22 protein-coding genes, 1 pseudogene and 1 riboswitch are annotated in these 25,774 nt (G+C 73.9%); of the genes and pseudogenes, 12 read left to right on the top strand and 11 right to left on the bottom strand.

Annotated features, from left to right (window positions below; translation table 11 throughout):
* The first annotated feature begins 19 nt into the window (after nucleotides 1–19).
* Together GA0070621_RS03010 and GA0070621_RS29755 are read left to right on the top strand one after the other, a co-directional pair.
* Nucleotides 20–1,735 carry a CDP-glycerol glycerophosphotransferase family protein gene (locus GA0070621_RS03010; RefSeq protein WP_091191389.1) on the top strand — a complete coding sequence of 572 codons (1,716 nt, stop codon included), beginning with the start codon at nucleotides 20–22 and terminating at the stop codon, nucleotides 1,733–1,735.
* A 203-nt stretch (nucleotides 1,736–1,938) separates the two neighbouring features.
* Nucleotides 1,939–2,874, top strand: a complete 936-nt coding sequence (locus GA0070621_RS29755) for a peptidoglycan-binding protein (RefSeq protein WP_167666540.1) — start codon at nucleotides 1,939–1,941, stop codon at nucleotides 2,872–2,874.
* 49 nt (nucleotides 2,875–2,923) lie between these two features.
* Here the strand turns inward: GA0070621_RS29755 and GA0070621_RS03000 are convergent, their stop codons facing one another.
* From GA0070621_RS03000 to GA0070621_RS02985, 4 genes are all read right to left on the bottom strand, one after another.
* Nucleotides 2,924–3,691, bottom strand: a complete 768-nt coding sequence (locus GA0070621_RS03000) for an alpha/beta fold hydrolase (protein WP_091191388.1) — start codon at nucleotides 3,689–3,691, stop codon at nucleotides 2,924–2,926.
* Nucleotides 3,692–3,795: 104 nt separating this feature from the next.
* Nucleotides 3,796–4,659: a C39 family peptidase gene (locus tag GA0070621_RS02995; protein ID WP_197673941.1), complete on the bottom strand. Its 864-nt coding sequence runs from the start codon at nucleotides 4,657–4,659 to the stop codon at nucleotides 3,796–3,798.
* A 202-nt stretch (nucleotides 4,660–4,861) separates the two neighbouring features.
* A riboswitch (cyclic di-AMP (ydaO/yuaA leader) is annotated at nucleotides 4,862–5,004 on the bottom strand.
* A 289-nt stretch (nucleotides 5,005–5,293) separates the two neighbouring features.
* Nucleotides 5,294–6,067 carry a hypothetical protein gene (locus tag GA0070621_RS02990; RefSeq protein WP_091201926.1) on the bottom strand — a complete coding sequence of 258 codons (774 nt, stop codon included), beginning with the start codon at nucleotides 6,065–6,067 and terminating at the stop codon, nucleotides 5,294–5,296.
* Nucleotides 6,068–6,207: 140 nt separating this feature from the next.
* Complete coding sequence (locus GA0070621_RS02985; protein WP_091191384.1) at nucleotides 6,208–6,720, bottom strand: hypothetical protein; 513 nt, start codon at nucleotides 6,718–6,720, stop codon at nucleotides 6,208–6,210.
* Between the two features lie 365 nt (nucleotides 6,721–7,085).
* Here GA0070621_RS02985 and GA0070621_RS02980 point away from each other — a divergent pair, with 365 nt between their 5' ends.
* The 3 genes from GA0070621_RS02980 (at nucleotide 7,086) to GA0070621_RS02970 (ending at nucleotide 10,512) form a co-directional block, all read left to right on the top strand.
* Complete coding sequence (locus tag GA0070621_RS02980; protein WP_091191383.1) at nucleotides 7,086–8,411, top strand: polysaccharide pyruvyl transferase family protein; 1,326 nt, start codon at nucleotides 7,086–7,088, stop codon at nucleotides 8,409–8,411.
* 40 nt (nucleotides 8,412–8,451) lie between these two features.
* Nucleotides 8,452–9,087 (top strand): alpha-ketoglutarate-dependent dioxygenase AlkB, encoded by a 636-nt coding sequence (locus GA0070621_RS02975; protein ID WP_091191381.1) that lies wholly within the window; start codon nucleotides 8,452–8,454, stop codon nucleotides 9,085–9,087.
* 84 nt (nucleotides 9,088–9,171) lie between these two features.
* Nucleotides 9,172–10,512, top strand: coding sequence for a uracil-xanthine permease family protein (locus GA0070621_RS02970; RefSeq protein WP_091191379.1), 1,341 nt, complete (start codon nucleotides 9,172–9,174; stop codon nucleotides 10,510–10,512).
* Between the two features lie 87 nt (nucleotides 10,513–10,599).
* Here the strand turns inward: GA0070621_RS02970 and GA0070621_RS02965 are convergent, their stop codons facing one another.
* The gene (locus tag GA0070621_RS02965) at nucleotides 10,600–13,089 is read right to left on the bottom strand and encodes a DNA gyrase/topoisomerase IV subunit A (protein ID WP_091191378.1); all 2,490 of its coding nucleotides are present in this window, start codon (nucleotides 13,087–13,089) and stop codon (nucleotides 10,600–10,602) included.
* 31 nt (nucleotides 13,090–13,120) lie between these two features.
* The gene (locus tag GA0070621_RS02960) at nucleotides 13,121–15,178 is read right to left on the bottom strand and encodes a DNA gyrase/topoisomerase IV subunit B (RefSeq protein WP_091201924.1); all 2,058 of its coding nucleotides are present in this window, start codon (nucleotides 15,176–15,178) and stop codon (nucleotides 13,121–13,123) included.
* A 192-nt stretch (nucleotides 15,179–15,370) separates the two neighbouring features.
* On the opposite strand from GA0070621_RS02960, the gene GA0070621_RS02955 reads away from it, so the two are divergent.
* Nucleotides 15,371–16,027, top strand: coding sequence for a class I SAM-dependent methyltransferase (locus GA0070621_RS02955; RefSeq protein WP_091191376.1), 657 nt, complete (start codon nucleotides 15,371–15,373; stop codon nucleotides 16,025–16,027).
* A gap of 43 nt (nucleotides 16,028–16,070) precedes the next feature.
* Here the strand turns inward: GA0070621_RS02955 and GA0070621_RS02950 are convergent, their stop codons facing one another.
* Entirely contained in the window at nucleotides 16,071–16,649 is a 579-nt protein-coding gene (locus GA0070621_RS02950) for a class I SAM-dependent methyltransferase (RefSeq protein ID WP_407940367.1), read from the bottom strand.
* A 152-nt stretch (nucleotides 16,650–16,801) separates the two neighbouring features.
* Nucleotides 16,802–17,173 (bottom strand): annotated as a pseudogene (locus tag GA0070621_RS02945) (RrF2 family transcriptional regulator); the annotation flags it as partial.
* Between the two features lie 163 nt (nucleotides 17,174–17,336).
* On the opposite strand from GA0070621_RS02945, the gene GA0070621_RS02940 reads away from it, so the two are divergent.
* Nucleotides 17,337–18,548, top strand: a complete 1,212-nt coding sequence (locus tag GA0070621_RS02940) for a globin domain-containing protein (RefSeq protein WP_167666539.1) — start codon at nucleotides 17,337–17,339, stop codon at nucleotides 18,546–18,548.
* Nucleotides 18,549–18,607: 59 nt separating this feature from the next.
* Here GA0070621_RS02940 and GA0070621_RS02935 read toward each other — a convergent pair whose 3' ends face one another.
* Nucleotides 18,608–19,393, bottom strand: coding sequence for a YwiC-like family protein (locus GA0070621_RS02935; protein WP_091191369.1), 786 nt, complete (start codon nucleotides 19,391–19,393; stop codon nucleotides 18,608–18,610).
* 512 nt (nucleotides 19,394–19,905) lie between these two features.
* On the opposite strand from GA0070621_RS02935, the gene GA0070621_RS02925 reads away from it, so the two are divergent.
* The 5 genes from GA0070621_RS02925 to GA0070621_RS02905 all read left to right on the top strand — a co-directional run bounded on the left by GA0070621_RS02925 (nucleotide 19,906) and on the right by GA0070621_RS02905 (nucleotide 23,221).
* Nucleotides 19,906–20,763: an alpha/beta hydrolase family protein gene (locus GA0070621_RS02925; RefSeq protein WP_091191367.1), complete on the top strand. Its 858-nt coding sequence runs from the start codon at nucleotides 19,906–19,908 to the stop codon at nucleotides 20,761–20,763.
* A 109-nt stretch (nucleotides 20,764–20,872) separates the two neighbouring features.
* Nucleotides 20,873–21,568 carry a hypothetical protein gene (locus GA0070621_RS02920; RefSeq protein WP_091191365.1) on the top strand — a complete coding sequence of 232 codons (696 nt, stop codon included), beginning with the start codon at nucleotides 20,873–20,875 and terminating at the stop codon, nucleotides 21,566–21,568.
* Between the two features lie 167 nt (nucleotides 21,569–21,735).
* Nucleotides 21,736–22,128 carry a hypothetical protein gene (locus GA0070621_RS02915; protein WP_091191363.1) on the top strand — a complete coding sequence of 131 codons (393 nt, stop codon included), beginning with the start codon at nucleotides 21,736–21,738 and terminating at the stop codon, nucleotides 22,126–22,128.
* 186 nt (nucleotides 22,129–22,314) lie between these two features.
* Entirely contained in the window at nucleotides 22,315–22,821 is a 507-nt protein-coding gene (locus tag GA0070621_RS02910; protein WP_091191361.1) for a DinB family protein, read from the top strand.
* Between the two features lie 97 nt (nucleotides 22,822–22,918).
* Nucleotides 22,919–23,221: a hypothetical protein gene (locus GA0070621_RS02905; protein WP_091191359.1), complete on the top strand. Its 303-nt coding sequence runs from the start codon at nucleotides 22,919–22,921 to the stop codon at nucleotides 23,219–23,221.
* Nucleotides 23,222–23,259: 38 nt separating this feature from the next.
* On the opposite strand, the gene GA0070621_RS02900 is transcribed toward GA0070621_RS02905, so the two are convergent.
* On the bottom strand, nucleotides 23,260–25,320 hold the full coding sequence (locus GA0070621_RS02900; RefSeq protein WP_091191357.1) for an amylo-alpha-1,6-glucosidase: 2,061 nt from the start codon (nucleotides 25,318–25,320) through the stop codon (nucleotides 23,260–23,262).
* The gene (locus GA0070621_RS02895; protein ID WP_091191355.1) at nucleotides 25,317–25,715 is read right to left on the bottom strand and encodes an SCP2 sterol-binding domain-containing protein; all 399 of its coding nucleotides are present in this window, start codon (nucleotides 25,713–25,715) and stop codon (nucleotides 25,317–25,319) included. The genes GA0070621_RS02900 and GA0070621_RS02895 overlap by 4 nt, the downstream gene beginning before the upstream one ends.
* Between the last annotated feature and the right edge of the window lie 59 nt (nucleotides 25,716–25,774).

The following is a 25,774-nucleotide window of genomic DNA, read 5'->3' as shown; positions in this document are numbered from 1 at the left end:
ACGGGACGGGACGATCCAGATGCGTGGTGACCTGGTCCGGAAGCTGCTCGCCCGGGTGCTGACCACCGGGCTGGCGGTGCTGGCCTTCCTCATGGTGGCGCTCACCGGGGCGACCGGTTGGGGGCTGGCGATCGCGGTCGCCGCCCTCGCCGCCGTCGGCTGGGAACGCCGGGTGCGGCCGAGCGCCGACGGTGCCGCCGAGTCGGTGCTCGTGGCCGCCGGGATCCTGGTCGGGTACGCCCGCCGGCTCGACGCCGGCTTCGACCCGGCGCTGGCCGCGACCGCGCTGGTGCTGCTCGGCCTGGTGCTGCTGGTGGGGCCGTTGCGCGACGCCGGCGCGCTGGAGATCCGCGCGGCCAACCTGCCGGTCCGCTCGTGGACCCCGCTGGTCGCCGCCCGGCTCGGCGACGCGCTGCTGGCGCTGCTCGCCCTGGTGGCGGTGGCTGCCGGCCTCGCCCTGCCCGGCTGGGTGGCGCTGGCCGCCGCCCTGCTGGTCGGCGCGGGCTGCGGCGCGGTCGGGCTCGACCTGGCCCGGCGTCGCTTCCGGCCGCCGGCCGGGGGCGGTCCGGTGGGCCGGGCGCTGCGCCGGCACCAGCCCGAGTTCGTGCTCTACTTCTCCGCCCCGCCCGGCTCGGAATACCAGGTCACCATGTGGCTGCCGTACCTGGAGCGGATCGGCCGGCCGTTCCTGGTCCTGCTGCGCGAGCCGGAGTTCCTGCCGACCGTCGCCGCCGCGACCCGCGCGCCGGTGGTCTTCTGCCCGACGCTCAAGGCCATGGACGAGGCGCTGGTGCCCAGCCTGCGGGCGGCCTTCTACGTCAACCACGGCGCGAAGAACAGCCACTGCGTCCGCTTCTCGCAGCTCACCCACGTGCAGCTGCACCACGGCGACAGCGACAAGGCGCCGAGCGCCAACCCGGTCTCGGCGATCTTCGACAAGATCTTCGTGGCCGGCCAGGCGGCGATCGACCGGTACGCCCGGGCCGGCGTGGAGATCCCCGCCGAGAAGTTCGTCGTGGTCGGCCGCCCCCAGGTCGAGGCGATCGAGGTACGCCGGGAGCCGACCCCCGGCCCGGCGCAGCCGACCGTGCTGTACACCCCCACCTGGACGGGGCACCACGCCGACGCGAACTACTGCTCGCTGCCGGTCGCCGAGACGGTGCTCCGCCGGCTGCTGGACCGGGGTGCCACGGTGATCCTGCGGCACCACCCGTACACCGCGCAGAACCCGGCGTCGGCCCGGCAACTGGCCCGGCTCACCGAGCTGCTCGCCGCGGACCGGGCGAGGACCGGCCGGGCGCACCTGTGGGGCCCGGCGGCCACCCGGGAGCTGACCCTGACCGAGTGCGTCAACCGCGCCGACGTGCTGGTCTCGGACGTCTCCGGAGTGATCTCCGACTGGCTCTACTCCGGCAAGCCGTACGCGGTCACCGACATGGGCGCCGACGGCGAGCACTTCGTCGAGCGGTTCCCCCTCGCCGGCTCGGGTTACGTGCTGCGCCGGGACATGTCCAACGTGGACGAGGTGCTGACCGAGCTGCTGGACACCGATCCGAAGGCGGCGGCCCGCTGGGTCACCCGTACCCGCTACCTGGGCGACTTCCCCGCCGAGTCGTACGCCGAGGCGTTCCTCGACGCCGCCCGCCGGCAGCTCGGACCGGGCTGGACCGCGCCGGCCCCGCGCGGCGCCGACGCGGTCGCGCCGGACGGCTCGCCGCTGTCCCCCACCGCCTGATCCACCCTCACCTCCGGACCGCCCCGCCGCCTTCGGCGGGGCGGTCTTTCGGTGTGCGGAAGATCACCGCCATTCAACGATCGTTGTAAATATTGAACATCATCATCATACTTGCTCCCGGGCAGCCCACCGGCGCAATGTCGCCGGCCCTACCGGCGATGCGGTCCGCCGCACGCCACCACCCCTCGTCCACAGGAGCACACATGCCAACCCTCCTTCGTCGACTCGCGATCTGGCTCGGCGCGCTCGCGCTCGCCGTGGCGGCCGCACTGACCGGCCCGACCGCCGCCCAGGCCGCGGCACCGGCCTGGCCCCTGCTCAGCAACGGCTCGACCGGCGCCAACGTCACCACCGCCCAGTACCTGCTGCGCCACCGCGGCTACAGCCTCACGGTCGACGGCCAGTACGGCGCCGGCACCACCTCCGTGGTGAAGTCCTTCCAGTCGGCCAACGGCCTCTCCGCCGACGGCCAGATCGGGCCGCAGACCTGGGGCAAGCTGGTGGTCACTCTGAGCGCCGGAGCCAACAACGACGCGGTCCGCGGGCTGCAGACCTCACTCAACAAATACGGCTACGGCCTGGCCGTGGACGGCGACTGGGGCCCCGCCACGACCAACGCCGTGAACAACTTCAAGTCCGCCCGTGGCCTCTCCGGCGGCTCGGTCGACGCCACCACCTGGCAGTACCTGACCGGCGGCAGCGGCGGCGGCACCGGCAACTACCGCCTCATCATCGGCAAGTCGGTGCTGCCCCGCAGCGAGTACGACGACCCGCACCACGACTACCCGGCGATCGACCTGCCCACCGTGACCGGCACGACCACGTACGCGATCACCTCCGGGACGATCGGGCACGTGGGCGGCAACTGCGGCCTCGGCATCGGCATCACCGGCGACGACGGCGCGTACTACCTCTACTGCCACCTGAACTCGCGCTCGGTCGCCGCCGGCTCCCGGGTCAGCGCCGGCCAGGTCCTCGGCTACACCGGGGCCACCGGCAACGTGACCGGCCCGCACCTGCACCTGGAGGTCCGCGTCAACGGCGCCAACCGCTGCCCGCAGAACATGCTGTTGGCCATCTACGACGGCGTCACCCCACCCGCCCCGTCCGCCCTGCCCGCCACCGGCTGCACGTACTGACGGCAACCCGCGGTCGTGATGTCGTCGCCCCGTCCACGGGGCGACGGCGTCACGGCCGGTCGGGCGACGCGAACGGCGCGAGCAGGTCGAGAACGGCGGCCGCGTCCTCGACGTGCGCGTTGTGGCCGAGCCCCGGCAGGGTCGTCACCGGCACGCCCAACTCCTTGAGCTGCGCGTCGGTCACCATCGGGTCCTGCTCACCCCGGGCCAGCAGCACCGGCACGTCGGTCGCGGCGAGCAGGTCGGGCAACCGCGGCTCCCCCACCGCGAACGCGGCCGGGTCCATGGCCAGCCGCCAGCGGCCGTCCTCGCGGCGCAGCCCGGCGTCCACCACCGGATGGTCGGGGGCGAAGAGCCCGGCCAGCCCGGCGACCCGCAGGTAGCGGCGGGCCGCCTCGTCCCGGCTGGCGAACCAGGTCACCGGCCGTTCGGCCAGCTCGCGGGCCTTGTCCAGCTCGGTCGGGGACCAGGCGACCTTGATGCCGAGCCCGATCACCGCGTCGACCGGCAGGCCCCGTGTCCGCGCGGCCAGCGCCAGCGCCACCACCCCGCCGAGCGAGTGCCCGAGCACCACCAGCCGGTCGCGGGGGCCGAGCCGGTCGGCTACCGGGCCGAGACCCGCCACCACCCGGTCCGCGAGGTCCTCGAAGGAGTACGCCGGCAGCGGCGGCGACCAGCCGTGGCCGGCCAGGTCGGGGGCGAGCCAGCGCCCCGCCCAGCGGCTCTCCAGCAGCGGCGCCCAGGGCAGCCACACCTCGCCGGTGGCGCCCAGGCCGTGCAGCAGCAGCAGATGGCGGGTACCCGTCTCGTCGGCCATACGGCGCAGTGTCGCATCGGACCGGCCACCCGCGCGAGACACCGCGCATACGAGGTCGGGCACCGGCTCGGAGGAGCCGGTGCCCGACGGGGGGAGGGGTGCGATCAGGCCGAGTAGCCGCGGGTGGCGGCCCAGTTCGCCAGGTTGATGGTGGTGATCCAGTAGGACGGCACCGCCGGGTTGGCCGAGTCGGCGATCTTCACGGCCCGGCCGTCGTCCTGGTAGCCGACCACGGCGATGTAGTGGCCGCCGGGGAACGAGTGCCAGCCGCCGTTGGTGTCGGTGGCGGAGCCGGCGATGTTGACCACCACGCCCCGACCGTCGGTGACGGCCTTGACCACGTCGGCCTGGAGCTGGTCCATCTGGGCCGGGGTCGCGGCCTGGCCGGGGATCATGTGGGTCCGGTACGGGCTGCCCTTGACCATCTGATTCAGACCCCGGGTGGTGTCCTCGGCCGAGTTGGTGCCGTTCTCACCGGCGTTCAGCGGCACGGCCATCGCGTCCTGGGTGGTCTCGATGCCGCTCGCGCTCAGCGCGTTGCGCACCGCGGCCGGGCCACAGTTCCAGTAGGCGGTCTGCGCCTGGTAGTTGTAGTCGAGGACCTTGGTCGACGGCGGCGTCGGCTTCGGCTTCGCCGTACGGGTCACGTCCGGGTCCGCCTTGGCCTTGCTCGGCGACTCCGACGCGCTCGGCGAGTCGGACGGCGACGCGCTCGGCGAGTCCGACGGCGACGGGGCGGCGACGCGCGCCTCGCCGCGGCTGGCGACCTCGCCGAGCCGGGGGGCCAGCTCGGCGACGGCGGCGGTGTGCTCCTGACGGGCGGGCGCCTCATCGGCGCTGGCCAGCGCGGCACTGGCGCCGCCGGCGAGCACGAGGGCCGCCGCGGAGCCGGCGACGATCTGGTAGGGGCGCTCGGTCGCGAGGCGCCCCAGCTGACGCTTCAGGTGGTGCTTCACGTATTCCTCCACGAGGGCCTGAGCGGCGCACGCCGACCCGACGCGCGGACGGGGTCACGCGCGTTGCCGGGCGGGGTGGCCGCAGGAACGGGCAGCGCCGGTGAGCCGGGCTGCGGGGGCGGTTGCCGGAACTCGGTCGCCGGTCAGGCGAGCGAGGGCACCGCGGCTCCGTGGAGGCGGGGGGAGGATCGGGGGGAGGTTGGCACGAGGATGGCACTCCTTCCGTGGCCGCCTACCGGGTTAGCTGACGGATTCGGGCGGGAAGTACGCCCTACCGCGGGCCGCAGCTCGCGGATTCACCCCGGTGTTGCACTGGGTCCCCGGTTCGCGAAGATCACGATTAAGCGGGTCGGTACGGCGTCGCCACCTGCGATCGAAAACCGCACCGGACGCGCCGACACTACCGGTGGGCTCGCCTCCTGCCAACCGCTCCGACCTGCTTAAACATCGGAATTACCGGCGCCGACCGGAACAGCTCGCAACTGATGTGACTCAATGGGACAGGCAGTTATCCCGTAACCGCCGGGCAAGAATCGGACACCGCACCGATGATCGTTCCGGAATTGCGGGAGTCGATCGCCCGCACTGATCCGGATGACCGTTTCCGGGCAGACAGTGACGGGACTCACCGAACTTGGGTAACGATTCAGCCGACCCGTGCCGGGCGGAAGCGCGCGGCACCGCCGGCCGGCACCGCCGCACGGGTCGGGGCCACCGGCTCGGCACGGCGTACCGGGGCCGGCCCGGGGCGCAGCGCCTCGGTGGCGGCGTACGCCTCCAGGGCCAGGGCGCGGGCCGCGTCGGCGGCCAGCTCGGCGTCGCGCCAGGCCCGCTCCTCCCGCTCGGCGGCGGCCCGCCAACCGGCCCACCGGCCGTCGCGTACCACGCGGGCCAGGACGATCTCCTGCTCGGCCGGGTGCCGGCGCGGATCCCACCCGTTGCGGTGGGCCAGGACGTCGGCGAGCTGGCGGGCCGACAGGTCGCCGTGCCAGTGGGCCACCATCGCGGCGTGGTGCAGCCACCGTTCCCGGGCCGCGTACTCGGCCGGCGTGCGCCGGGTACGCGGCTCGGGCAGCACGGCGGCACCGGCGAGACGCCGGGCGCCCGCCTCGGCCTCGTCGTACGCCCGCCAGGCCCGGTCGGCCGCCGCCTGGGCGGTCAGCCACTGCTCACGGCGCCGGCGGGCGGTCTGCGCGGCCCCGGCGGCGGCCACCGCCACCTCGTCGGCGTACCGGCGCAGGTCGGCGTGGCGGGCCGCCTCCTCGGCGGCCGGGTCGGGGGCGTCCTCCACCGGAACGTCCCGTTCCGGCCTGGCGACGAGCGCGGCCAGCAGGCCCAGGGCGAGCACGAGCAGGGCCGACCAGATGGCGGCGGCCTCGGGGATCTTGCTGAGGAAGTGGTAGAGAACGGTCTGCTGCATGGTCGGCACCTCACGGGAACGATGTGACGGAGAGGTCCGCACCGGCCCGAGTGCGGGCGCGACCGGTTACGGGCGCCGTCGGGCGGGTGCGGGGTGAGGTTCGGTCGGTACGGCGAGGGCGGGCCGCGGCCCGCGGGTCGTCAGCGGGTGGGCGGGGCCCGGGAGCCGACGGTCGCCGGGACCAGCCCGACCAGGGCGTGCTGCCGGTCGGCCGGCAAAGCCACGGCCAGACGCGACGCCACCGGATCTGGCGCACCGACCGGCCCGACCTGCCGGCAATCGCTGCCGGCCCGATCGACCGCACCGGCCCGGTCGGCGGCACGGTCCCGATCGGCGGCACCGGCCCGGTCGGCGGTGCCGGTCCGGTCGGCGGTGCCGGTCCGGTCCGCGGCACCGGTCCAGCCGGTGCTGCCTGCTCCCGGCCCGACCCGAGCCGCCGAGCCCGGCGCGGAGTCGGCGGTGCCGACCCGGAGGGTCAGGGCCTCGACGGGGCCGGCGGCGAATCGGGGAGCGGCCTGCGCGGTCGCGGCCGGGCCGACGGGCAGCGCGGCCGCGCCGAGCGAGCAGGCGACCAACACGGCCAGGCTGGCCAGCGTGCGGGCCCACCAGCGCGCCACCCACCACACGGGACAGGTGAGCGCGATCGGAAGCACGGCTCCAACCTACCGCCGATGCCGCGGCGCCGCACCGCCGCCGGGCGTGTCGCGTCCGCGCGGATCCGGGCACTGACCAGGATGGACGGCCGCGGCGCGGGGCATCGGGCGGGTGGCGTGCGGCTCGGCCCGGGTCGGGCCGCGCGGCGTGCTCGACCGACCTGGGTCGCAGTCCGCATCACCGTGCACCAGATGGAAGGCCGGCGCCCCCACGCGCCGGACGGGCGAGCGGGACGCCGCCCGCTCAGCCCGATGGCGTAGGATTCCGGCTCCTGCACGGAACGGGAACCGTACTGCCGGCCGGTCGGGCCGCCCCCGGTCCCCGCCGGGCACGCGGTGCCCGGGACGGAAGGTGGACACCCCGGATGCACCAGCGGATCCTGCTGCGCGCCCGCAAGGGCCCGTTCGACGTACTCACCGCCGAGGAGACCTACGAACGGGACTGGATCGGCAAGAACACCGGCAACCTGGTCTTCAGCCACGCCGCGCACAAACTGCTCGCCACCTCGGCTGCGGAGATCACCCCGTCGCGGTTCCGGGCGGACCCGCGCGAAGCCGACGAGATCAACGAGAAGTACGACGTCTTCGTGATCCCGCTGGCCAACGCCTTCCGCCGCGACTACACGGACCAGTTGGCCGCGATGACCCGGCTGATCGAGCGGCTGAAGATACCGGTGGTGGTGCTCGGGGTCGGGGCGCAGACGGACGTGGACGGCGACCGGGAGTTCCTGCGCCCGATCGACGAGACGGTGAGCCGCTTCTGCCGGGCGGTGCTCGACCGCTCGCACAGCATCGGCGTACGCGGCGAGATCACCGAGGACTACCTGCGTACGCTGGGTTTCTCGGCGGTCGAGCAGATCGGTTGCCCGTCGATGTTCCTGCACGGCGACAGCCTCCGGGTCGAGAAGACGAAGGCGTCCCTGGGCGTCGAGGACCGGCTCGCGTTCGTCATCTCGCCGTACGTCCGGGCGTTGTCCCCGCTCGTCCGCCACCACCACCGGCGCTACCCGAACGTGCGCTACGTGGCGCAGGACCTGTACACCCTCGGCACCCTGCTCTACGGCGACGCACCGCACCTGCGCGGCAAGACCAACGACATGCCGATCCACACCTCGCACCCGTTCTTCGTCGAGGACAAGGTGCGGATGTTCATGGACCCGTGGCCCTGGATGGAGTATCTCGCCGGCTTCGACTTCGCCTTCGGCACCCGGATCCACGGCACCATCACGGCGCTGATCTCCGGCACCCCCGGATATCTCCTCGCCCACGACTCGCGCACCCTGGAGCTGGCCCGCTACTTCGACATCCCGCACCGGCCGCTGCGCGACGCGCCGGACGACATCGACGCCGCCCAGCTCTACGCGGAGGCCGACTACACCGCCCTCAACGACGGCCACAAGGAGCGCTTCTCGCGGTTCACCGGCTTCCTCGCCCGGCACGACCTCGGCCTCTCCTTCGCCGACGGGGACAGCGCCACCCGCTTCGACCAGCGGGTCCGCGACATCGTCTACCCGCCGGCGGTCCGGCCGGCGTCCGCCTGCACGTCCGAGGAACTGCTGACCCGCCTCGAGTTCGTGCGGGACGAGAACCGGACGCTCCAGCAGAAGCTGAAGGCGCTCCGGGCGCAGCCGCTGCGCGAGCGGGTCCGGCAGGCCGTCGGCGGCCGGGTCCGCCGGATGCTGCGCCACTGATCGTCGTACGCCTGTTCGAACGCGGGGTAGGATCGGCGGCGTGTCCGACCTCGCGTACCAGCCCTCGATGCTCGACTTCGCCGCGCAGGGGCCGACCCTGGGCCCGCTCGCCGGCCGGTCGCGCCGGCACGAGTTGAGCCGGGACGCCTGGGTCGACCACCTGCCCGGCTGGGTGCGCGGCTCCGACGCGGTGCTCGACACGCTGCTGCGCGACGTGCCCTGGCGGGCCGAGCGCCGCACCATGTACGACAGCGAGGTCGACGTCCCCCGCCTGCTCTGCTGGTACGCCGCCGGCCGGCCACTGCCCCACCCGGCGCTCACCGAGGCACGCGCGGCGCTCACCCGCCACTACGCGGCCGAGCTGGGCGAGCCCTTCGTCACCGCCGGGCTGTGCCTCTACCGGGACGGCCGGGACAGCGTCGCCTGGCACGGCGACACCCTGGGCCGCTCGGCGCACGTCGACACCATGGTCGCCATCGTCTCCTTCGGCTCGCCGCGCCCGCTGCTGCTGCGCCCCCGGGGCGGCGGGACGAGCCTGCGTTTTCCGCTCGGCCACGGCGACCTGGTGGTGATGGGCGGCTCCTGCCAGCGCACCTGGGAGCACGCGATCCCGAAGACCGCACGCCCGGTCGGCCCCCGGGTCAGCGTCCAGTTCCGCCCCGCCGGGGTGGCCTGACCCGGGGCCCCACCCGCCGGCGTGCTACAAACAGCTCTCAGGGTCGATCACGCCCCCGTCACCTGACGACGCGAAGGGCGCAGCATGACCCAGTCCCCCACCGAGCCGCGATCCCGCTGGTCCCCCTGGCGGCTGCACGGCGACGGCCGGTCCGTACGGCCCGGCGACGTGGTGCACCCCGACGAACGGCTGTCCTGGCCGCGTACGGTCGGCGTCGGCGTGCAGCACGTCGTGGCGATGTTCGGCGCCACCTTCACCGTGCCGTTGATCACCGGTTTTCCCCCGGCCACCACGCTCTTCTTCTCCGGGCTGGGCACGCTGCTCTTCCTGCTGATCACCGGCAACCGGTTGCCGTCGTACCTGGGCTCGTCGTTCGCGTTCATCGCCCCGGTGCTGGCGGCGAAGGCCGGCGGCGGCATCGGGCCGGCGCTGGGCGGCATCGTGGTGGTCGGTGCGGCGCTGGCGCTGGTCGGCGTGGCGGTGCAGCTCGGCGGGACGCGCTGGATCGACGCGCTGATGCCGCCGGTGGTGACCGGCGCCATCGTCGCGCTGATCGGGCTCAACCTCGCCCCGGTCGCCTGGGACGGCGGCGGCAGCGGCACCGGCGTCAAGGCGCAACCGCTGATCGCCGTACTCACCCTGGTCGCGATCCTGGTCGCCACCGTGGCGTTCCGGGGTTTCCTGGCGCGGTTGTCCATCCTGCTCGGCGTGGTGTTCGGCTGGGTGCTCGCCGCGCTGCTCGGCGAACTGGACCCGAAGGCGGTCACCGGGCTGAAGGAGGCCGCCTGGGTGGGACTGCCCCAGTTCCACGCGCCCAGCTTCAGCGCGCGGGCGGTGGTGCTGGTCATCCCGGTGATCCTGGTGCTGATCGCGGAGAACGCCGGGCACGTCAAGGCGGTCGCCGCGATGACCGGCCGCAACCTCGACCGGGAGATGGGCCGGGCGTTCCTCGGTGACGGCATCGCCACCGTGCTCGCCGGCTCCGGCGGCGGCTCCGGCACCACCACGTACGCGGAGAACATCGGCGTGATGGCGGCGACCCGGGTCTACTCGACCGCCGCGTACTGGGTGGCCGGCGTGGCGGCGGTGCTGCTCGGCCTCTGCCCGAAGTTCGGCGCGCTGATCCTCACCGTGCCGGCCGGGGTGCTGGGCGGCGCCACCACCGCGCTGTACGGCCTGATCGCCATCCTCGGCGCCCGGATCTGGATCGAGAACCGGGTCGACTTCCACGACCCGGTCAACCTGATGACCGCCGCCGTGGCGGTGATCATCGGGGCGGCCAACTACACGCTCACCGCCGGCGACCTGTCGTTCAACGGCATCGCCCTCGGCACCGCCGCCGCCCTGGTCATCCACCACGGCATGCGGCTGATCGCCCGCCTCCGCAACACCGCGCCGGAAACCGCCCCCGAACCCGAACTCTGAGCTACCCGGACAGTCGGTCAAGGGTTTGCGTCATCCAGAGGTCTTCCGGTGACGCAAACCCTCGACCGGCAAGGGTCGGGCGGGTTGTCAGTCGCGTTCGATCTGGTGGCCGACGATCGCCGGGCCGAGCATGACGGCGAAGCCGGAGCCGTCCCGGCGCGGGTCCGCCGGGGGCAGGTCCACCGGCTCGCCGTTGGCGGTCGCGCCGACCGGGCGCGGACCCACCCAGGCCACCGCCAGGTCCACCTCGCCCTTGAGGAACCGCTGCGCCCGCACCCCGCCGGTCGCCCGTCCCTTCGCCGGGTACGCCTTGAACGGCGTCACCTTGACGGTGGCGCCGGTCGAGGTGACCACCATCGGCTCCCCGCGCCCCTTGTCGTCGGTGCGGATCGCGCCGAAGAAGACCACGTGCGCCCCGGCGGGCAGGTTGATGCCGGCCATGCCGCCGCCCTTGAGGCCCTGCGGCCGGACCAGCGACGCCGCGAAGCGCAGCAGTGCCGCCTCCGAGGAGACGAACGCCAGCGCCTCCGCGCCGTCGGTGAGCCAGGTCGCCCCGACCACCTCGTCGCCGTCGCGCAGCGAGATCACCTCGAACTCGTCCGAGCGGACCGGCCACTCGGGCGCGCAGACCTTGACCACGCCCTGCCGGGTGCCCAGCGCCAGGCCGGGCGAGCCCTCGGCGGACGGGCCGAGCGGCGCCAGCCCCACCACCGTCTCCCCCGGCTCCAGCGGCGCCAGCTCGGCCGCGGACATGCCGCCGCGCAGCGACACCGTGCCGGACTGCTCGGGCAGCACCGGCAGCGGCAGTACGTCGATCTTGAAGGCCCGCCCGGCGCTGGTGACCAGCAGCACCCGGCCGCGCGCCGTGGAGTGCACGACTGCGCGTACCGCGTCGTGCTTGACCCGGCCGCTGCGCCGGCGCCCCTCGGTGGTCTCCTCCGACTCGGCCGCGGTCCGGGCGACCAGCCCGGCCGCGGAGAGGATCACCTGGCACGGGTCGTCGGCGACCTCCAGCGGCCCGGCCGGTACGGAGGCCGCGAGGACCTCCTTGAGGTCGCCGTCGACCAGGGTGGTGCGGCGCGGCGCGTCGAACTGCTTGACCACGGCGGCCAGCTCGTCGGAGACCAGCTTGCGCAGCACCTTCTCGTCGTCGAGGATCCGCGACAGGTCGGCGATCTCGGCGCGCAGCTTCTCCTGCTCGGCCTCCAGCTCCAGCCGGTCGTACCTGGTCAGCCGGCGCAGCGGGGTGTCCAGGATGTAGGTCGCCTGGATCTCGGAGAGCTTGAACTTCTGCATCAGGCCGTCCTTGGCGGCCTGGGCGTCCTCGCTGGCCCGGATCAGCTTGACCACCTTGTCGATGTCGAGCAGGGCGATCAGCAGACCGTCGACCAGGTGCAGCCGTTCCTCGCGCTTGCGCTTACGGTACGCGCTGCGCCGGGTGACCACCTCGTAGCGGTGGGCGAGGAAGACCTCCAGCAGCTCCTTGAGCCCCAGGGTCTGCGGCTGGCCGTCCACCAGCACCAGGTTGTTGATGCCGAACGACTGCTCCAGCGGGGTGAGCCGGTAGAGGTCGGCCAGCAGTGCCTGCGGGTTGACCCCGACCTTGCACTCGATGACCAGCCGGGTGCCGTTCTCCCGGTCGGTGAGGTCCTTGACGTCGGCGATGCCGGAGAGCCGCTTGGTCTTGTTCACCTCGTTGGTGATCGCCGCGATCACCTTCTCCGCGCCGATGCCGTAGGGCAGCTCGGTGACCGTGATGGCCTGCCGGCCCCGGCTGCCCTCCAGCGGGCCGATCTCCACCCGGCCGCGCATCCGCACCACGCCGCGCCCCGTCTCGTACGCCCGGCGCACCTCGTCGAGGCCGAGCAGCAGCCCGCCGGTGGGCAGGTCCGGGCCGGGGACGAACTCCATGAGCTTGTCCAGCGTGGCGCCCGGGTGGTTGATCAGCCAGCGGGCCGCCTGGACGACCTCGCCCAGGTTGTGCGGGATCATGTTGGTGGCCATGCCGACCGCGATCCCGGACGCGCCGTTGACCAGCAGGTTGGGGAAGGCCGCCGGCAGCACGGTGGGCTGGGTGAGCGAGCCGTCGTAGTTGGGCTCGACGTCGACGGTGTCCTCGCCCAGCTCGCCGACGAGCAGCATCGCCTCGCGGGACATCCGGGCCTCGGTGTAACGGGCGGCGGCCGGTCCGTCGTCCGGGGAGCCGAAGTTGCCGTGCCCGTCGATCAGGGGCGCGTTGAGCGAGAAGTCCTGGGCGAGCCGGACCATCGCGTCGTAGATCGCGGCGTCGCCGTGCGGGTGGTACTTACCCATCACGTCGCCGACGATCCGGGCCGACTTCACGTGCCCCCGGTCAGGGCGGTGGCCCTGCTCGTACATCGACCAGAGGATGCGCCGGTGCACCGGCTTGAGGCCGTCCCGCGCGTCGGGCAGGGCCCGGGAGTGGATGACCGAGAAGGCGTACTCCAGGTAGGAGTCGGAGACCTCGGTGACCAGCGGGTTGTCGAATACCCGCGCGCCGGCCTGGTCGAAGGCGGACAGGTCGGCGCGGGCGCGGTCGTCCCTACGGCGTGCCATGGTTCAGCGTTTCCTTCCCCAACGATCGCGGTCAGGCGTCGATGGCGTCGCGGTCGACCCGGTCGGCCGAGTCGATCAGCCAGTTGCGGCGGGGTTCGACCTTCTCCCCCATGAGCAGTTCGAGGATCCGCTCGGCGGCGTCGACGTCGTCGAGGGTGATCCGGCGGACCGCCCGGGTGGCCGGGTTCATGGTGGTCTCCCAGAGCTCGTCGGCGTCCATCTCGCCGAGGCCCTTGAAGCGCGGGATCGGGGTGACGATCTGCTTGCCGGCCTTCTCCAGCTTGCGGACCGTCGCCTCCATCTCGGCCTGCGTGTAGGTGTAGACGGTCTGCGGGTTGCGCCCCCTGGTGGTGATCTTGTGCAGGGGCGGCATCGCGGCGTAGAGCCGGCCGGCCTCGATCAGCGGACGCATGTAGCGGGCGAAGAGCGTGATCAGCAGGGTACGGATGTGCGCGCCGTCCACGTCGGCGTCGGCCATGATGAGCACCCGGCCGTAGCGCAGCGCGGAGAGGTCGAACGTACGCCCCGAGCCCGCGCCGAGCACCTGCACGATGGCCGCGCACTCGGCGTTGTCCAGCACCTGCTGGAGGTTGGCCTTCTGCACGTTGAGGATCTTGCCGCGGATCGGCAGCAGGGCCTGGTATTCCGAGGAGCGGGCCATCCGGCTCGTCCCCAGGGCGCTGTCACCCTCCACGATGAACAGCTCGCTGCGGTCCACCCCGGTGGCCCGGCAGTCGACCAGCTTCGCCGGCATCGACGCGCCCTCCAGGGCGGTCTTGCGCCGGGCCGCGTCCTTCTGCTGCTTCTGGGTGAGCCGGACCCGGGCCGCGTCGACGATCTTCTGGAGCACCGTCCGGGCCTCGGCCTTGGTCCTCCGGTCCTCCAGCCAGGCCTTGAGGTGCTGCTCCACGAGGCCCTGGAGCACCTTGGTGATGCCGGCGGTGGAGAGCTCGTCCTTGGTCTGCGAGGTGAACTGCGGCTCCGGGATCCGCACGTGCACCACCGCGGTCATGCCCTCCAGGACGTCGTCCAGGGTGGGCGCGTCCTCCTTGGGCTTGAGCAGGCCGCGGGCGTTGCGAGCGGCCTCGGCGAGGGTACGCGCCAGAGCCCGTTCGAAACCCTTGCGGTGGGTGCCGCCGTGCGCGTTGCGGATGGTGTTGGTGAAGCACTCGACGGTGCGCTCGTAGCCGGTGCCCCAGCGGAAGGCGACCTCGACCTCGGCCCGGCGCTGCACGTTGGACTGCATCACGCCGTTGGCGTCGGCGGCGTTCTCCCGGTAGGTCCCCTCGCCGGTGACCAGCAGGGTGCCGGAGACCGGCCGGTCGCCGGCCGGGGCGAGGTATTCCACCATGTCGGTGAGGCCGTTGGGGAAGTGGAAGCTCTCCTCGACGGCCTCCTCACCGGTCTCGTCGCGCAACCGGTACGCCACGCCGGGCACCAGGAACGCGGTGTTGCGCAGCTTGAGCCGGACCGCCTCGACGTCGAGCGCCGCGCCGGTCTCGAAGTAGCGCGGGTCGTGCCACCAGCGGATCGAGGTGCCGGTGCGCTGGCCGCGCTTCATCGCCCCGACGATCTCCAACCCGGGGCCGGGCGTGAACGGCGCGTCCGGGCCGTCCCCGTCGAAGATCCCCGGTACGCCGTGCCGGAACGACATCGCGTGAACCTTGCCGCCGCGGCGGACCGTGACGTCGAACCGCCGGGAGAGCGCGTTGACCGCGGAGGCGCCCACCCCGTGCAGGCCGCCGGAGGTCTTGTAACCCGAGCCGCCGAACTTGCCGCCCGCGTGCAGCCGGGTCAGCACCAGCTCGACGCCGGAGATGCCGGACTTGGCGTGCACGTCGGTGGGGATGCCCCGGCCGTCGTCGTCGACCTGGACCGAGCCGTCGGCGTGCAGGATCACGTCGATCTTGGCGGCGTGACCTCCGACACCCTCGTCGGTGGAGTTGTCAAGGATCTCGTTGACGAGGTGACCCACACCACGGCTGTCGGTCGAGCCGATGTACATGCCGGGGCGCTTGCGGACGGCGTCCAGCCCCTCCAGGTGCGTCAGGTCGTCGGCCCCGTACAGGGTCTCAGGCTGTGCGGTCAACTGGTCGTACTCCCAGGTCTCGGCGGTGTGGTGCCGCTCACCGGCTCGATCGCCACGGGCGGCGCGCCGGAGCGAGCCTAGCCCGGCGATCCGACAGAGCTGTGGCACCGGGTGGGTGCGGCGTCCGGTTAGGCTGCGTCCGGCTCTGCACGACCGCCCGGTCACGGGCGTCCGGAGGCGAGGAGGCGCTCCGTGCGGCACAACGATTCGACCCACCGGTTGTCTTCCCCGGCGACCGTGGCGGGCGACCCGACCGGCCGGTTCGAGCGGCTCTACGCCGAGGCCGAGCGGGGCGAGGCGGACGTGCCGTGGGACCTGGACCGGCCGCACTCCCTGGTCGGCGAGTGGACCGACCGGACCCGGCCGGTGGGATCCGGCCGACGCGCCGTGGTGGTCGGCTGCGGCTTCGGCCGGGACGCCGAGCATCTGGCCGGCCTGGGCTTCGCCACTGTCGCCTTCGACATCTCGCCGACCGCGATCCGCGCCGCCCGCGAGCGCCACCCCGGTTCTCCGGTCCGGTACGAGACGGCCGACCTGCTCGATCCGCCGTCCGGCTGGCTGGACGGGTTCGACCTGGTGCTGGAGAGCATGAACGTGCAGGCGCTCCCGGTCGAGCTGCGGCGGCGGGCGATCCCGGCCGCCGGCCGGCTGGTGGCGCCGGGTGGGACGCTGCTGGTGATCGCCGCCGGCCGGCGGGAGGACCAGGAGGTCGACGGGCCGCCCTGGCCGCTGACCTGGGCCGAGGTCGACGCCTTCGCGGCCGGCCGACTGTTCCCGGTCCGGGTCGAGGAGATCCTCGCCGCGGACGGCGGAATCCGCTGGCGCGCCGAGTTCCGCCGGGACGGCTGACGCCGCGGCGTGGCTGGGCTGGTCACCAGCTCGGGCCGGGACGTCAGGCGGGCACGGCGACGCCGAGCACGTGCGGCGCGGCCGGCACCGGGAGGCGGGTCGGCGGGAAGCGGAACCGGTCCAGCTCGACGACGGTGAAGCCGGCGTTCCGGACGGCCGCCACCGTGTCCCGGCCGGTGTGGCAGCCGGCACACACCCACGGCCCGAGCGTCGCGTCCGTCCAACGCTGGACGCGGCGCAGCCCGGGAGTCTCCGCGACGACGTGCTCGTAGAAGCGGAGCTGCCCGCCCGGGCGGAGTACCCGGCGCGCCTCACGCAGCGCCACCGCCTGGTCCGGCACCGAGCAGAGCACCAGCGACAGCACCACGGCGTCGACGGATGCGTCGGCGACCGGCAGCGCCTCGGCGAGGCCGGCGGCCACGGTCACCGGGACCGGGGCGGTGGGGGCGGCGGCCCGCGCTGCGGAGCGCAGCCACGGCTCCGGTTCGAGGGCCAGCACCCTCGCCACGGCCGGTGGATAGTGCGGGAACATCCGGCCGTTGCCGGCGCCGACCTCAAGGACCGCGCCGCGCAGCCCGGCGACCAGGCGGCGCCGGTGCTCGGCCGCGCCGGCCCGGTCCACCGCCACGATGGCGCGGGCGAAGTACCGGGCGAACACCGGATGCGAAACAGTCATGGACCCTCTCCTGCCGCCTGTGGCCCGAGGCTAGCGCCGCGGGTCAACGGCGGCCCGAGGCTGAGCAGGAGCTGGCTGGTCGGACCGTCCACGAGGTCGCTGAGGCGTACCCCGTCGAGCACGCCGAGGAAGGCGGCCTGGGCCCGGCGCAGCTCGCCGCGGAGCCGGCAGGCCGGGAGCAGCGGGCAGGCCGACTGCTCGCAGGACACCACCTCGTCGTCCCCTTCGAAGGCCCGGACCACCTGCCCGACGGTCAGCTCGCCGGCGCGCTCGGCGAAGGCCACACCGCCGGACCGGCCCCGGAGGGTCACCAGTACACCAAGCCGCTGCAACCGCTGCACCACCTTGGCGACGTGGCTGCGGGGCAGCGCCAACCGCGTGGCCAGCTCGTCCACCGTGGTACGGGCCGGGGACGCGGCGGTGAGCATGGCGATCCGCAGGGCCATGTCCGTCGAGCGGTTGAGCTTCACCAGTCGAACCTAGCCACCGGCCAGGCCCGCGGACATGGGCCGATACGCCCGGTTGCCGCCGCTGTGACCAGGGCTACCCCGGACCCGGGACTTTCGACCCTAAAGAGGAATTCTAGATTCCCGTTAAGTCGGGCTCGACCCAGTCGACGCCCAAGGAGTAGTCGTGCTCTCGAAATCCTCAGCAGCGGTGGTGGCGGCCAGCCTGCCCGCCGTACAGGCACACGGAGAGGCCATCACCGGCCGGTTCTACCAGCGGATGTTCGACGCCCATCCGGAGCTGCTCGACATCTTCAACCGGGGCAACCAGGCCACCGGGCAGCAGAAGGCCGCGCTCGCCGCCGCCGTGGTCGCGTACGCCGAGCACCTGACCGGCGGCAGCGCCGTGCCGTGGGGCCCGGTCCTGGACCGGATCGCGCACAAGCACGCCTCGCTCGGCATCACCGCCACCCAGTACCCGATCGTCGGCCGGCACCTGCTCGCCGCGGTCGGCGAGGTGCTCGGCGACGCCGTCACCCCGGAGATCGCGGCGGCCTGGGACGAGGTGTACTGGCTGCTGGCCTGCGAGCTGATCGCCCGGGAGGCCCGCCTCTACACCGTCGCCGGGGTGGCCGAGGACGGCCCGGTGTGGCGGGACTGGCGGGTCGCGGAGAAGATCCAGGAGACCGTGGACGTCGTGTCGTTCGCCCTGGTTCCCGCCGACGGCGGGCCGGCACCCACCTTCACCCCGGGCCAGTACGTCTCGGTCGCGGTCGACCTGGACGGCCGCCAGGGCCAGCAGATCCGGCAGTACAGCCTCTCCGGGCAGCCCGGCGCCGACCGCTGGTGGATCACCGTCAAGCGGGTACGCGGCACCGCCGGCGCACCCGACGGCCTGGTCTCCACCCACCTGCACGAGCGGGTGGCCACCGGCGACACGCTCCGGCTCAGCCCGCCCTTCGGCGAGGTCAGCGCGATCGGCGAGGGCGGGCCGCTGCTGCTGGTCAGCGCCGGCATCGGCCTCACCCCGGCGATGGCGGCCCTGGCGCACCTGGCCGCCACCGAGCCCGAGCGCCCGGTGACGCTGGTGCACGCCGACCGGACCGCCGCGGCGCACGCCCGCCGTCACGAACTGCCCCGGCTCCAGGACCGGCTGCCGAACCTGTCGGTACGCCTCTGGTACGAGGACGCCACCGACGGCGAACTGGCCGGGCTGAAGGCGGAGATCGCCGCCGGCCTGGTCGACCCGGAGCTGATCCCGCTCGCCCCCGGGGCACGGGCCCACCTGTGCGGCCCGGTGCCGTTCATGGCCGGGGTCCGGAGCGGCCTGCTGCGCCGGGGCGTACCCGCGGAGCGGATCGCGTACGAGGTGTTCGGCCCGGGGATGCTCCCCGACTGAGCGGCGTCGCCGTGCGGGGCGGGCGTCGGTGATCACCGGCGCCGGCCCCGCGCCGGCCGTCAGGCCCGGTGCCCGACCACCGTGGCGAACAGCAGCAGGGTGCCGACCAGCTCGACCATCCCGACCCGGACCGGGGTCAACCGGCGGCCGGGCAGCAGCGCCGCGCGGAGCAGCAGCAGCGCGAAGACACCCACCACCGCCGGCCCCCACCCGGCGGCCACCGCGACCACCAGCGCCGCGAGGTGGTACGCCCCGGACGCCCACCGGTAGCCGACGCTGTCCCGTTCCCGGATCATCGTCTTGACGTAGAGCACCGTGCCGGCCAGGTACGCGCCGACCGCCCCGGCCACTGCGGCCAGCCCGGCGGGCGGAACCCCGGCGACGGTGGCCACCACGAAGACCATCAGCACGCTCTGCGCCACCGAGGCGAGGTCGTTGAGCAGGGCCCGCTCGCGACGCCGCCGGGCGTACCCGACGTTGACGGCGACGAGCAGCGCGTACAGGGGGACGTAGTCGAGGACCCCGGGCCTGGCCAGCAGCACCGGTACGACCAGCAGCGCGGTCGCGGCGCCGTAGAGCAGCAACTGCGGGCGTACCCGGTCGGTGCGGCCGGTCTTCACCGCCAGCAGCGCGTAGTAGGAGAAGAGATAGCCGGCCAGCCAGGCGCCGAGCAGCGGCAGGTGCGGCCACCGGAGGCCGGTGACGCAGACCGCCGTGGCGTACGGGAGGAGCAGCATCGCCCACGCGCCGTGCTGCGGCGGCAGGTAGCGGTGCCGGCGGGTCCGGACCGGCCGGGCCGCCTGCCGCGGTGGCGCCGATCGGGCCGCCGGTGACGGGACGCTCATCCGCGGGCGACCGTGAGCAGCACGACCGCGTCCTCGTCGGCGCGCAGCGTGCCGGGCGTCCGGGATCACCAGCAGATCCCCTGCCTCCCCCGGCCAGGACCGGTCCAGCGCGGTGAGCCGGACCCGCCCGCGCAGCACCTGGAGCGTCGCGTCGCCGGGGCTGGCGTGCTCCGCCAACGCGTGCCCGGCAACGAGGGCGACGAGCGTCTGCCGCAGCGGGGTGGCGGGACCGCCGTGCACCGTCCGGGCGCTGCGCCCGCTGCCGGTGGCGTGGGCGAGCGCGAGAAGTTCCTCGGCCAGCGCGGAGAGCGAGGATACGGAGACCACCGGTCCACCTCCGGAAGACGATTCGGGCGAGGCGTGCCACAAAACCGGAGTCGGCGTTGCCTCTTTGTTCAGTCTCATCGCCTCCCGCGCCACCCACCAGGGACTTTGGTCACTGGTCCGAGTCTCCGCCGGCGGCCGGAGCCCCCTTGCTACCCATCGGTAGCTTGCCGCCGTACGCTGGGCCGGTGAACGGGGAGTACACACAGGAGTTCGTCGACGTCGACGGGGCGCGCCTCGGCGTCCAGGTCTACCCGGAACCGGCCGGGCCGCCCGGTGCACCGGTGGTGCTGATCTGGCCGGCGATGGGCGTACGGGCCCGCTACTACCGGCCCTTCGCGGCCGCGCTGCGCGACGCCGGCCTGGCCGTGATCGTGGTCGACCTGCGGGGCACCGGCGAGAGCACCCCGCCGCCCGCCCGCACCTGCCGGTACGGCTACGCCGAGCTGACCGCCGACGTGGGCGCGGTGCTCGACGCGCTCAAGCCCCGGCTGGACGGCCGGGTCCGGGTGCTGCTCGGGCACTCCCTCGGCGGGCAGGTCGCGGTGCTGCACCAGGCCCTGCACGACGCCGACGCGGTGGACGGGTTGGCCCTGGTGGCGGTCGGCCTGCCCTGGTGGCGCGGCTACCCGGGGCCGCACGGCTGGGGCGTGCTGGCGTTCACCCAGGGAATCGCGGCGGTCGCCCGGTTGCTCGGCGTCTGGCCGGGCTGGGGGTTCGGCGGCCGGCAGGCGCGCGGGGTGATCCGGGACTGGGCGTACACCGCCCGGACCGGCCGGTTCCCGGTGCTCGACGGGGTCGACGCCGAGGCGGCGGTCGGGCGGGTGCGTACCCCGGTTCTCGCGGTCAGCGTGGACGACGACCAGTACACCCCGCACGAGACGCTGGACCACCTCTGCGCCAAGCTCACCGCCGCGCCGGTGACCCGGCACCGCTACCCGGTGGCCGAGGCCGGCGCCCCGCTGGACCACTTCACCTGGGTACGCGCCGCCGCCCCGCTGGCCGCCCGGATCGCGGCGTTCGCCGCCGCCCTGCCGCGACGTTGAGTCGGGGCAGCTCGGGCACACCGGCCCGGCGACGTGGCCGGCGCGTCGGGGCGTAGCCGGTCGGAACGCGGGTAAGCCCCACCGCCCGAACACGGTGGAGGGGGATCAGATGTTCGAACGGCACACGGCGTTGCGGTCGATGCACGATCTGGGCCTGGCGGCCTGGTTCGGCGGATCACTGATGGGTGCGCTCGGCGTCAACGGCGCGGCGGCGAAGATCAACGACGCCACGCAGCGGCTGCCGGTGGCGTCGGCCGGTTGGGCACGCTGGACCCCGGTCAACGCGGCGGCGATCGGCACGCACCTCGCCGGCGCGGTCGGCGAGCTGGTCACCGAGAGCCCGCGGATGGCCGCGCAGGCCGGGGTGGGAAAGGTCAGCGCGCTGAAGACCGGGCTGACGGTGGGCGCGCTGGCGGTGACCGGCTACAGCCGGCTGCTCGGCATGAGGCTGCTCCGGGCGGGCGGTCCGCCCGTGGACGGGGTCACCGAGCCGAGCCGTCAGACCCCGGCCGACGTCGCCTCCTTCCAGCGGCAGATGAAAGTGCTCCAGTGGGTGGTCCCGGCCTTGACCGGGGCGCTGGTGGTGGTCACCGCGTACATGGGCGAGCAGCAGAAGCCGGGCCAGGTGCTGCGGGGCATGCTCAGCCGGGCCGGCGGGCTGACGTCGTCGTCGCGGACGATCGGCAAGGCCATCGGGATGGGCGCGCCGAAGATCGGCAAGGTCGCCATGGGCTCGCCGAGGACGATCGCCAAGGTCGCCGCGATGGGCGCGGCGACCCGACACCTGGTCACGGCCGGTCGTTGACCGGGTCGACCGGCGGCGCACAACGGCGTGGCCGCCGGTGGTTCCCGTCGGGCGGCCGGCGCACAACGGCGTGGCCGCCGGCCGCCCGACGGGACACCGACCCGGCATGACCGGGCGGATGGTGGGCATTCAGCCCGGGCACGGGAACCCAGCCAGGTGAGGTGGCGATGAGCAGCAGGAAGCGCCCGAGCAGGGGTGAGGGACGGGGGCCGGAGGAAGCCGCGCCGTGGGGCACCACCGATGGCTTCGACGCCGATCCGCCCTGGGGCGCCGGCGAGGACGCCCCGATGGACGAGGGCAGCGAGGAGCCCGCCGTTCCCGAGGGCCGGCGTGGCGAGCGCCGGGCGGCCGGGGCCGGGCCGGGTGGGCCGCCGGCCGGCCGGCACGGCTTCGGCTCGGTGGAGCCGACCCGCGCCCCCGAGGCGGGGCCGGGGGCCCCGCCCGATCCAGGGCCGTCCGCACGGACCTTCCCCGACGACAGCGCCGAGGGAGACCTGCCGGACAACGCGCTGGAGGAGGCCACCGGCATGCACCCCGAGGGCGTGAGCTGGCGCGGCTGACCCCCGGGTCCGCCGACGCCCGCCGCTCTCGCGCTCGCCGCATGATCGTGCTCGATCCAGGAAGTTAGTGGCCTCGCCGCGACCGGGATGCCACCGGATCCAGGATCGAGCACGATCATGGGGAGCGCGGAAGTGTCGGTGGGTGGTCGTACGGTGTCCGCGGTCCTCGATCGAAAGGCGGGCGCCATGAGCGTTCCCGACCAGGTCCGCACCGGTGAGCGGGCGGATCTGCGCGACACGCTGCGCCGGCACCGCGGCTTCCTCCGGCAGACGGTGCAGGGTATGACCGACGAGCAGGCAGCCCGGCGCAGCACGGCCAGCGAGCTCTGCCTCGGCGGGCTGATCAAGCACGTGGCGACCACCGAGGAGCGGTGGATGCGGTTCGCCGTGGGCGGCGCCGAGGCGATGCGGAGCGAGCCGATCGACTGGGTCGGGCAGTTCCGGATGGCCGAGGGCGAGACCCTCGCCGGGTTGCTGGTCGAGTTCGACCGGGTGGCCGCGGAGACCGACGCGCTGATCGCCACCCTCGACCTGGACGCCGGCCATCCGCTGCCGTCCGCGCCCTGGTTCGAGCCCGGGGCCAGTTGGTCGGTGCGGCGGGTGCTGCTGCACCTGATCGCCGAGACCGCGCAACACGCCGGTCACGCCGACATCATCCGCGAGGCCATCGACGGGGCGAAGACGATGGGGTGAGCCGCCGACCCGGCGGCCCTCACCGCCCCCCGGTCCAGGGTGCGGGCAGCGGTTCCCGTGTGACGTCACGACCGGTGGCGGCGCTGAGGGACACGAGATGGACACGCACCGGATGGACCAGGAAACCGTCGAGCGACTGCTCGTCGGTTCCGTCCCCGACGGGCGCGACGGTCTGGGGATGCTCGTTCGGCTCCTCGCCGCGGTCCGCGCCGCGCCCCGCCCGTACGAACTCCTCGGTGAGGCCGCCGCCGTGCGGGCGTTCCGGATGACGTACGCCGGCGCGGCTCCGACGCACCCCGGGCGGGTTCCCGGTTCCTGGCACCGACCGGGGTCGCCGCCCGACGTGGTGGCGGCTCCGGCGGCCGTCACCCCTGCGGCGGAGCCGGACCCGGCGGGGTGACGGACCCGGCGGGGTGACGGACGGCCCCACGAACCGCCTCAGCGCTTCCGGGGGCGCCGGCCGCCGCTGGTCCGATCCCGCCCGTACGAGTCGGCACGTCCCCAGCGGCCGGGCACGTCCAGCAGTTCGATCCGGCCGTATCCCTCCGGGATGACCGGGTCCGCCAGCAGGTGCTCGCCGCACGGGCGCAGCCCGAGCATGGTGGCGAGCAGCATCAGCAGCGCCCCGGAGGACCACGACTGCGGTCGACCGGCCAGTGGGAGCTGGACCGGGTACTTGGTCAGCGGGCGCGGGTAGCCGGCGATCACCTCGGGCACCGAGCCACCGAGCGTCTCCACCACGGCGAACATCCCGGCCGCGACGAGGGCGGCCTCCTCGTCGTACCCGTAGCGGCGCAGGCCGGCGGCGACGATCGCGTTGTCCGACGGCCAGACCGCGCCCAGGTGCGCGCCGACCGGGTTGTACGGCCGTTGGCCGAGGGCGTACGTCCGCACCCCCCAACCGGAGAAGAGTTCCGGTCCACGCAGGTGTGCGGCGAGCGCGCCGGCCCGCTCCGGCTCGACGATCCCGCTCCACAGCAGGTGCCCGAGGTTGGAGGTGAGCGCGTCGACCGGCTCGCCCTCCGGGGTCAGCGCGAAGGCGTAGTACTCGCGCTGCGGCAGCCAGAAGTCGCGGTTGAACCGCTCCCGCAGCGCCGCCGCCTCGGCCTCCAGGCGGTCGGCGTACGCCGGGTCGCCCCAGATCTCGCGGGCCAGCCGGGCGCCCCGGAGCTTCGCGTCGTACGCGTACCCCTGCAACTCGCTGGTGGCCCGGGGGAACGCCGGCTGGTGGCCGTACCGGTCCACGACGGCGTCGGGCGAGTTGCGCCACACCTGGTTGGCCACTCCGTTGACGGTGTTGCGCGGTTGGTAGCGCAGGTAGCCGTCGCCGTTCGAATCGCCGTACTCGGTGATCCAGTCCAGCGCGCTCCGGGCCGGGTGGCGCAGCTCGTGGACCAGGTCGACGTCGCCGCTCCAGCGCTCGTACTCGTCGAGCAGGATGACGAAGAGCGGGGTGGTGTCGGCCGCGCCGTAGTAGACCGCGGTGGGCTGCTCCTCGAAGGCGGCCGACTCGCCGTACCGCAGCTCGGAGAGGATCTTGCCGGGCTCCTCGTCGTGCAGGTCGTCGAGCTGGCTGCCCTGGACCAGAGCCAGCATGCGCAGCGTGGCGGGGGTCAGCTCGGGGGTGAACGGCAGCGTCTCCAGGCAGGTGACGAGGGCGTCCCGGCCGTACAGGGCCATCGCCCAGGGCAGCCCGCCCACCGGCACCCGTTCGGTGTACGACAGCGGCAGGTAGCGCAGCGCCGCCAGGTCGGCCAGCGCCTGCTCGTACGCCTTCACCAGGGACCGCCGGTCGCCGGCGAGCTGCGGCGTCTGGTCGAACCAGCGCGCGAGGTCCGCCCGCATGTCCTGGCGTGCCCGCCGGCGGTACGCCTCCAGGCTGCGCCGCAGGTCCCGGCCGCCGGCGCCGTGGATGACCATCTCGACGTACAGGTCGGTGTGCCACTCGCCGTCCGGGTCGACCCGGATCCGGAAGGTCATGCCGCCCTGGTCGACGTCCACCGGCGCGCTGCTGGTGACGACGGTCTCCCGGGCGAACTGCTCGCGCTGGTAGCAGAGCCGTAGCTGCCGGTCGGCCGAGGCGGCGGTGATCACCGGTCGACGTGGCCCGGGTTGGCGGATCTCGGAGGTGTCGGCGAAGTCGTTGGCGATCTCCATCCGTACGGTGAGTTCGGCGGGCTCCGCCGAGTGGTTGAGCACGGTGATCCGCTCGTGCAGGCCCTCGTCGATGGAGCGGTGCCGGATCACCGACACGTCGGCGTCCACGTAGTGGCTGGCGGCCCCGGGCACGACCACGAACCGCGTCTCGAAGTAGGCCAGGTCGTCCCGGGACAGCGCGTGCAGCCGCTGCCCGTCGAGGGTGAGCACCCAGTGGGACAGGAACCGGGTGTCGAAGGAGAACAGGCCCGTCGGCGCTCGCGGGTCGGCCTCCATGTCGCCCTCCGCGTCGCTGAGCGCGAACGAGTTGCCGGCGAGGACGTGCGCCAACTCCGACGTCATCGCGCCTCCGTCCCGGGCGCGGACCGCCCGCCCGTGCCCTGGTCCGCGTGGCGGGGGTGCCGGGCCGCGGACGGGCCCGGGAAGAGCCGGCGCAGCGTCAGCAGCAGCCGCATGTCGCCCTGCACGTTGATGTCGTTGCGCAGCAGCGCCGCCACCAGGCGCGGGTTGCCGGAGGCGAGCCGGTCGAAGACGGCCCGGTCGGCGTGGACCACCATGTCGGCGTCGGCGGTGGAGCGGCCCACTTCGACATTCTGGTGTTCGATGGTCAGATACCAGTGCTCGGTGCGTCCACCGTCGTGCAGGTCGAGGCGGACCGTGCCGGCCGTGTGTTCCGGCAGCTCGGGGTGCCGACCGGCGACCTGCTCGATCACCTGCTCCGCCATCGAGGCGCCCATCCGTACCTCCCCGTGTCCGACGTCCCCGCAGGTTCCCCGCCGGGCGGGTGAGCCCAACT

This window comes from Micromonospora narathiwatensis (genome assembly GCF_900089605.1).
Taxonomy (GTDB): Bacteria; Actinomycetota; Actinomycetes; order Mycobacteriales; family Micromonosporaceae; genus Micromonospora; species Micromonospora narathiwatensis.
Note: the sequence above shows the minus strand (reverse complement) of the source record. Positions and strands in the feature narration are given on the sequence as shown.

Excerpts from the sequence above, each read along its gene's own strand:
- GA0070621_RS02905 (WP_091191359.1), top strand. The coding sequence starts at position 22,919 with ATGGACACGCACCGGATGGACCAGGAAACCGTCGAGCGACTGCTCGTC.
- GA0070621_RS03000 (WP_091191388.1), bottom strand. The coding sequence starts at position 3,691 with ATGGCCGACGAGACGGGTACCCGCCATCTGCTGCTGCTGCACGGCCTG.
- GA0070621_RS02965 (WP_091191378.1), bottom strand. The coding sequence starts at position 13,089 with ATGGCACGCCGTAGGGACGACCGCGCCCGCGCCGACCTGTCCGCCTTC.
- GA0070621_RS02990 (WP_091201926.1), bottom strand. The coding sequence starts at position 6,067 with ATGCAGCAGACCGTTCTCTACCACTTCCTCAGCAAGATCCCCGAGGCC.
- GA0070621_RS29755 (WP_167666540.1), top strand. The coding sequence starts at position 1,939 with ATGCCAACCCTCCTTCGTCGACTCGCGATCTGGCTCGGCGCGCTCGCG.
- GA0070621_RS03010 (WP_091191389.1), top strand. The coding sequence starts at position 20 with ATGCGTGGTGACCTGGTCCGGAAGCTGCTCGCCCGGGTGCTGACCACC.
- GA0070621_RS02970 (WP_091191379.1), top strand. The coding sequence starts at position 9,172 with ATGACCCAGTCCCCCACCGAGCCGCGATCCCGCTGGTCCCCCTGGCGG.
- GA0070621_RS02935 (WP_091191369.1), bottom strand. The coding sequence starts at position 19,393 with ATGAGCGTCCCGTCACCGGCGGCCCGATCGGCGCCACCGCGGCAGGCG.
- GA0070621_RS02900 (WP_091191357.1), bottom strand. The coding sequence starts at position 25,320 with ATGACGTCGGAGTTGGCGCACGTCCTCGCCGGCAACTCGTTCGCGCTC.
- GA0070621_RS02895 (WP_091191355.1), bottom strand. The coding sequence starts at position 25,715 with ATGGGCGCCTCGATGGCGGAGCAGGTGATCGAGCAGGTCGCCGGTCGG.
- GA0070621_RS02920 (WP_091191365.1), top strand. The coding sequence starts at position 20,873 with ATGTTCGAACGGCACACGGCGTTGCGGTCGATGCACGATCTGGGCCTG.
- GA0070621_RS02910 (WP_091191361.1), top strand. The coding sequence starts at position 22,315 with ATGAGCGTTCCCGACCAGGTCCGCACCGGTGAGCGGGCGGATCTGCGC.
- GA0070621_RS02915 (WP_091191363.1), top strand. The coding sequence starts at position 21,736 with ATGAGCAGCAGGAAGCGCCCGAGCAGGGGTGAGGGACGGGGGCCGGAG.
- GA0070621_RS02980 (WP_091191383.1), top strand. The coding sequence starts at position 7,086 with ATGCACCAGCGGATCCTGCTGCGCGCCCGCAAGGGCCCGTTCGACGTA.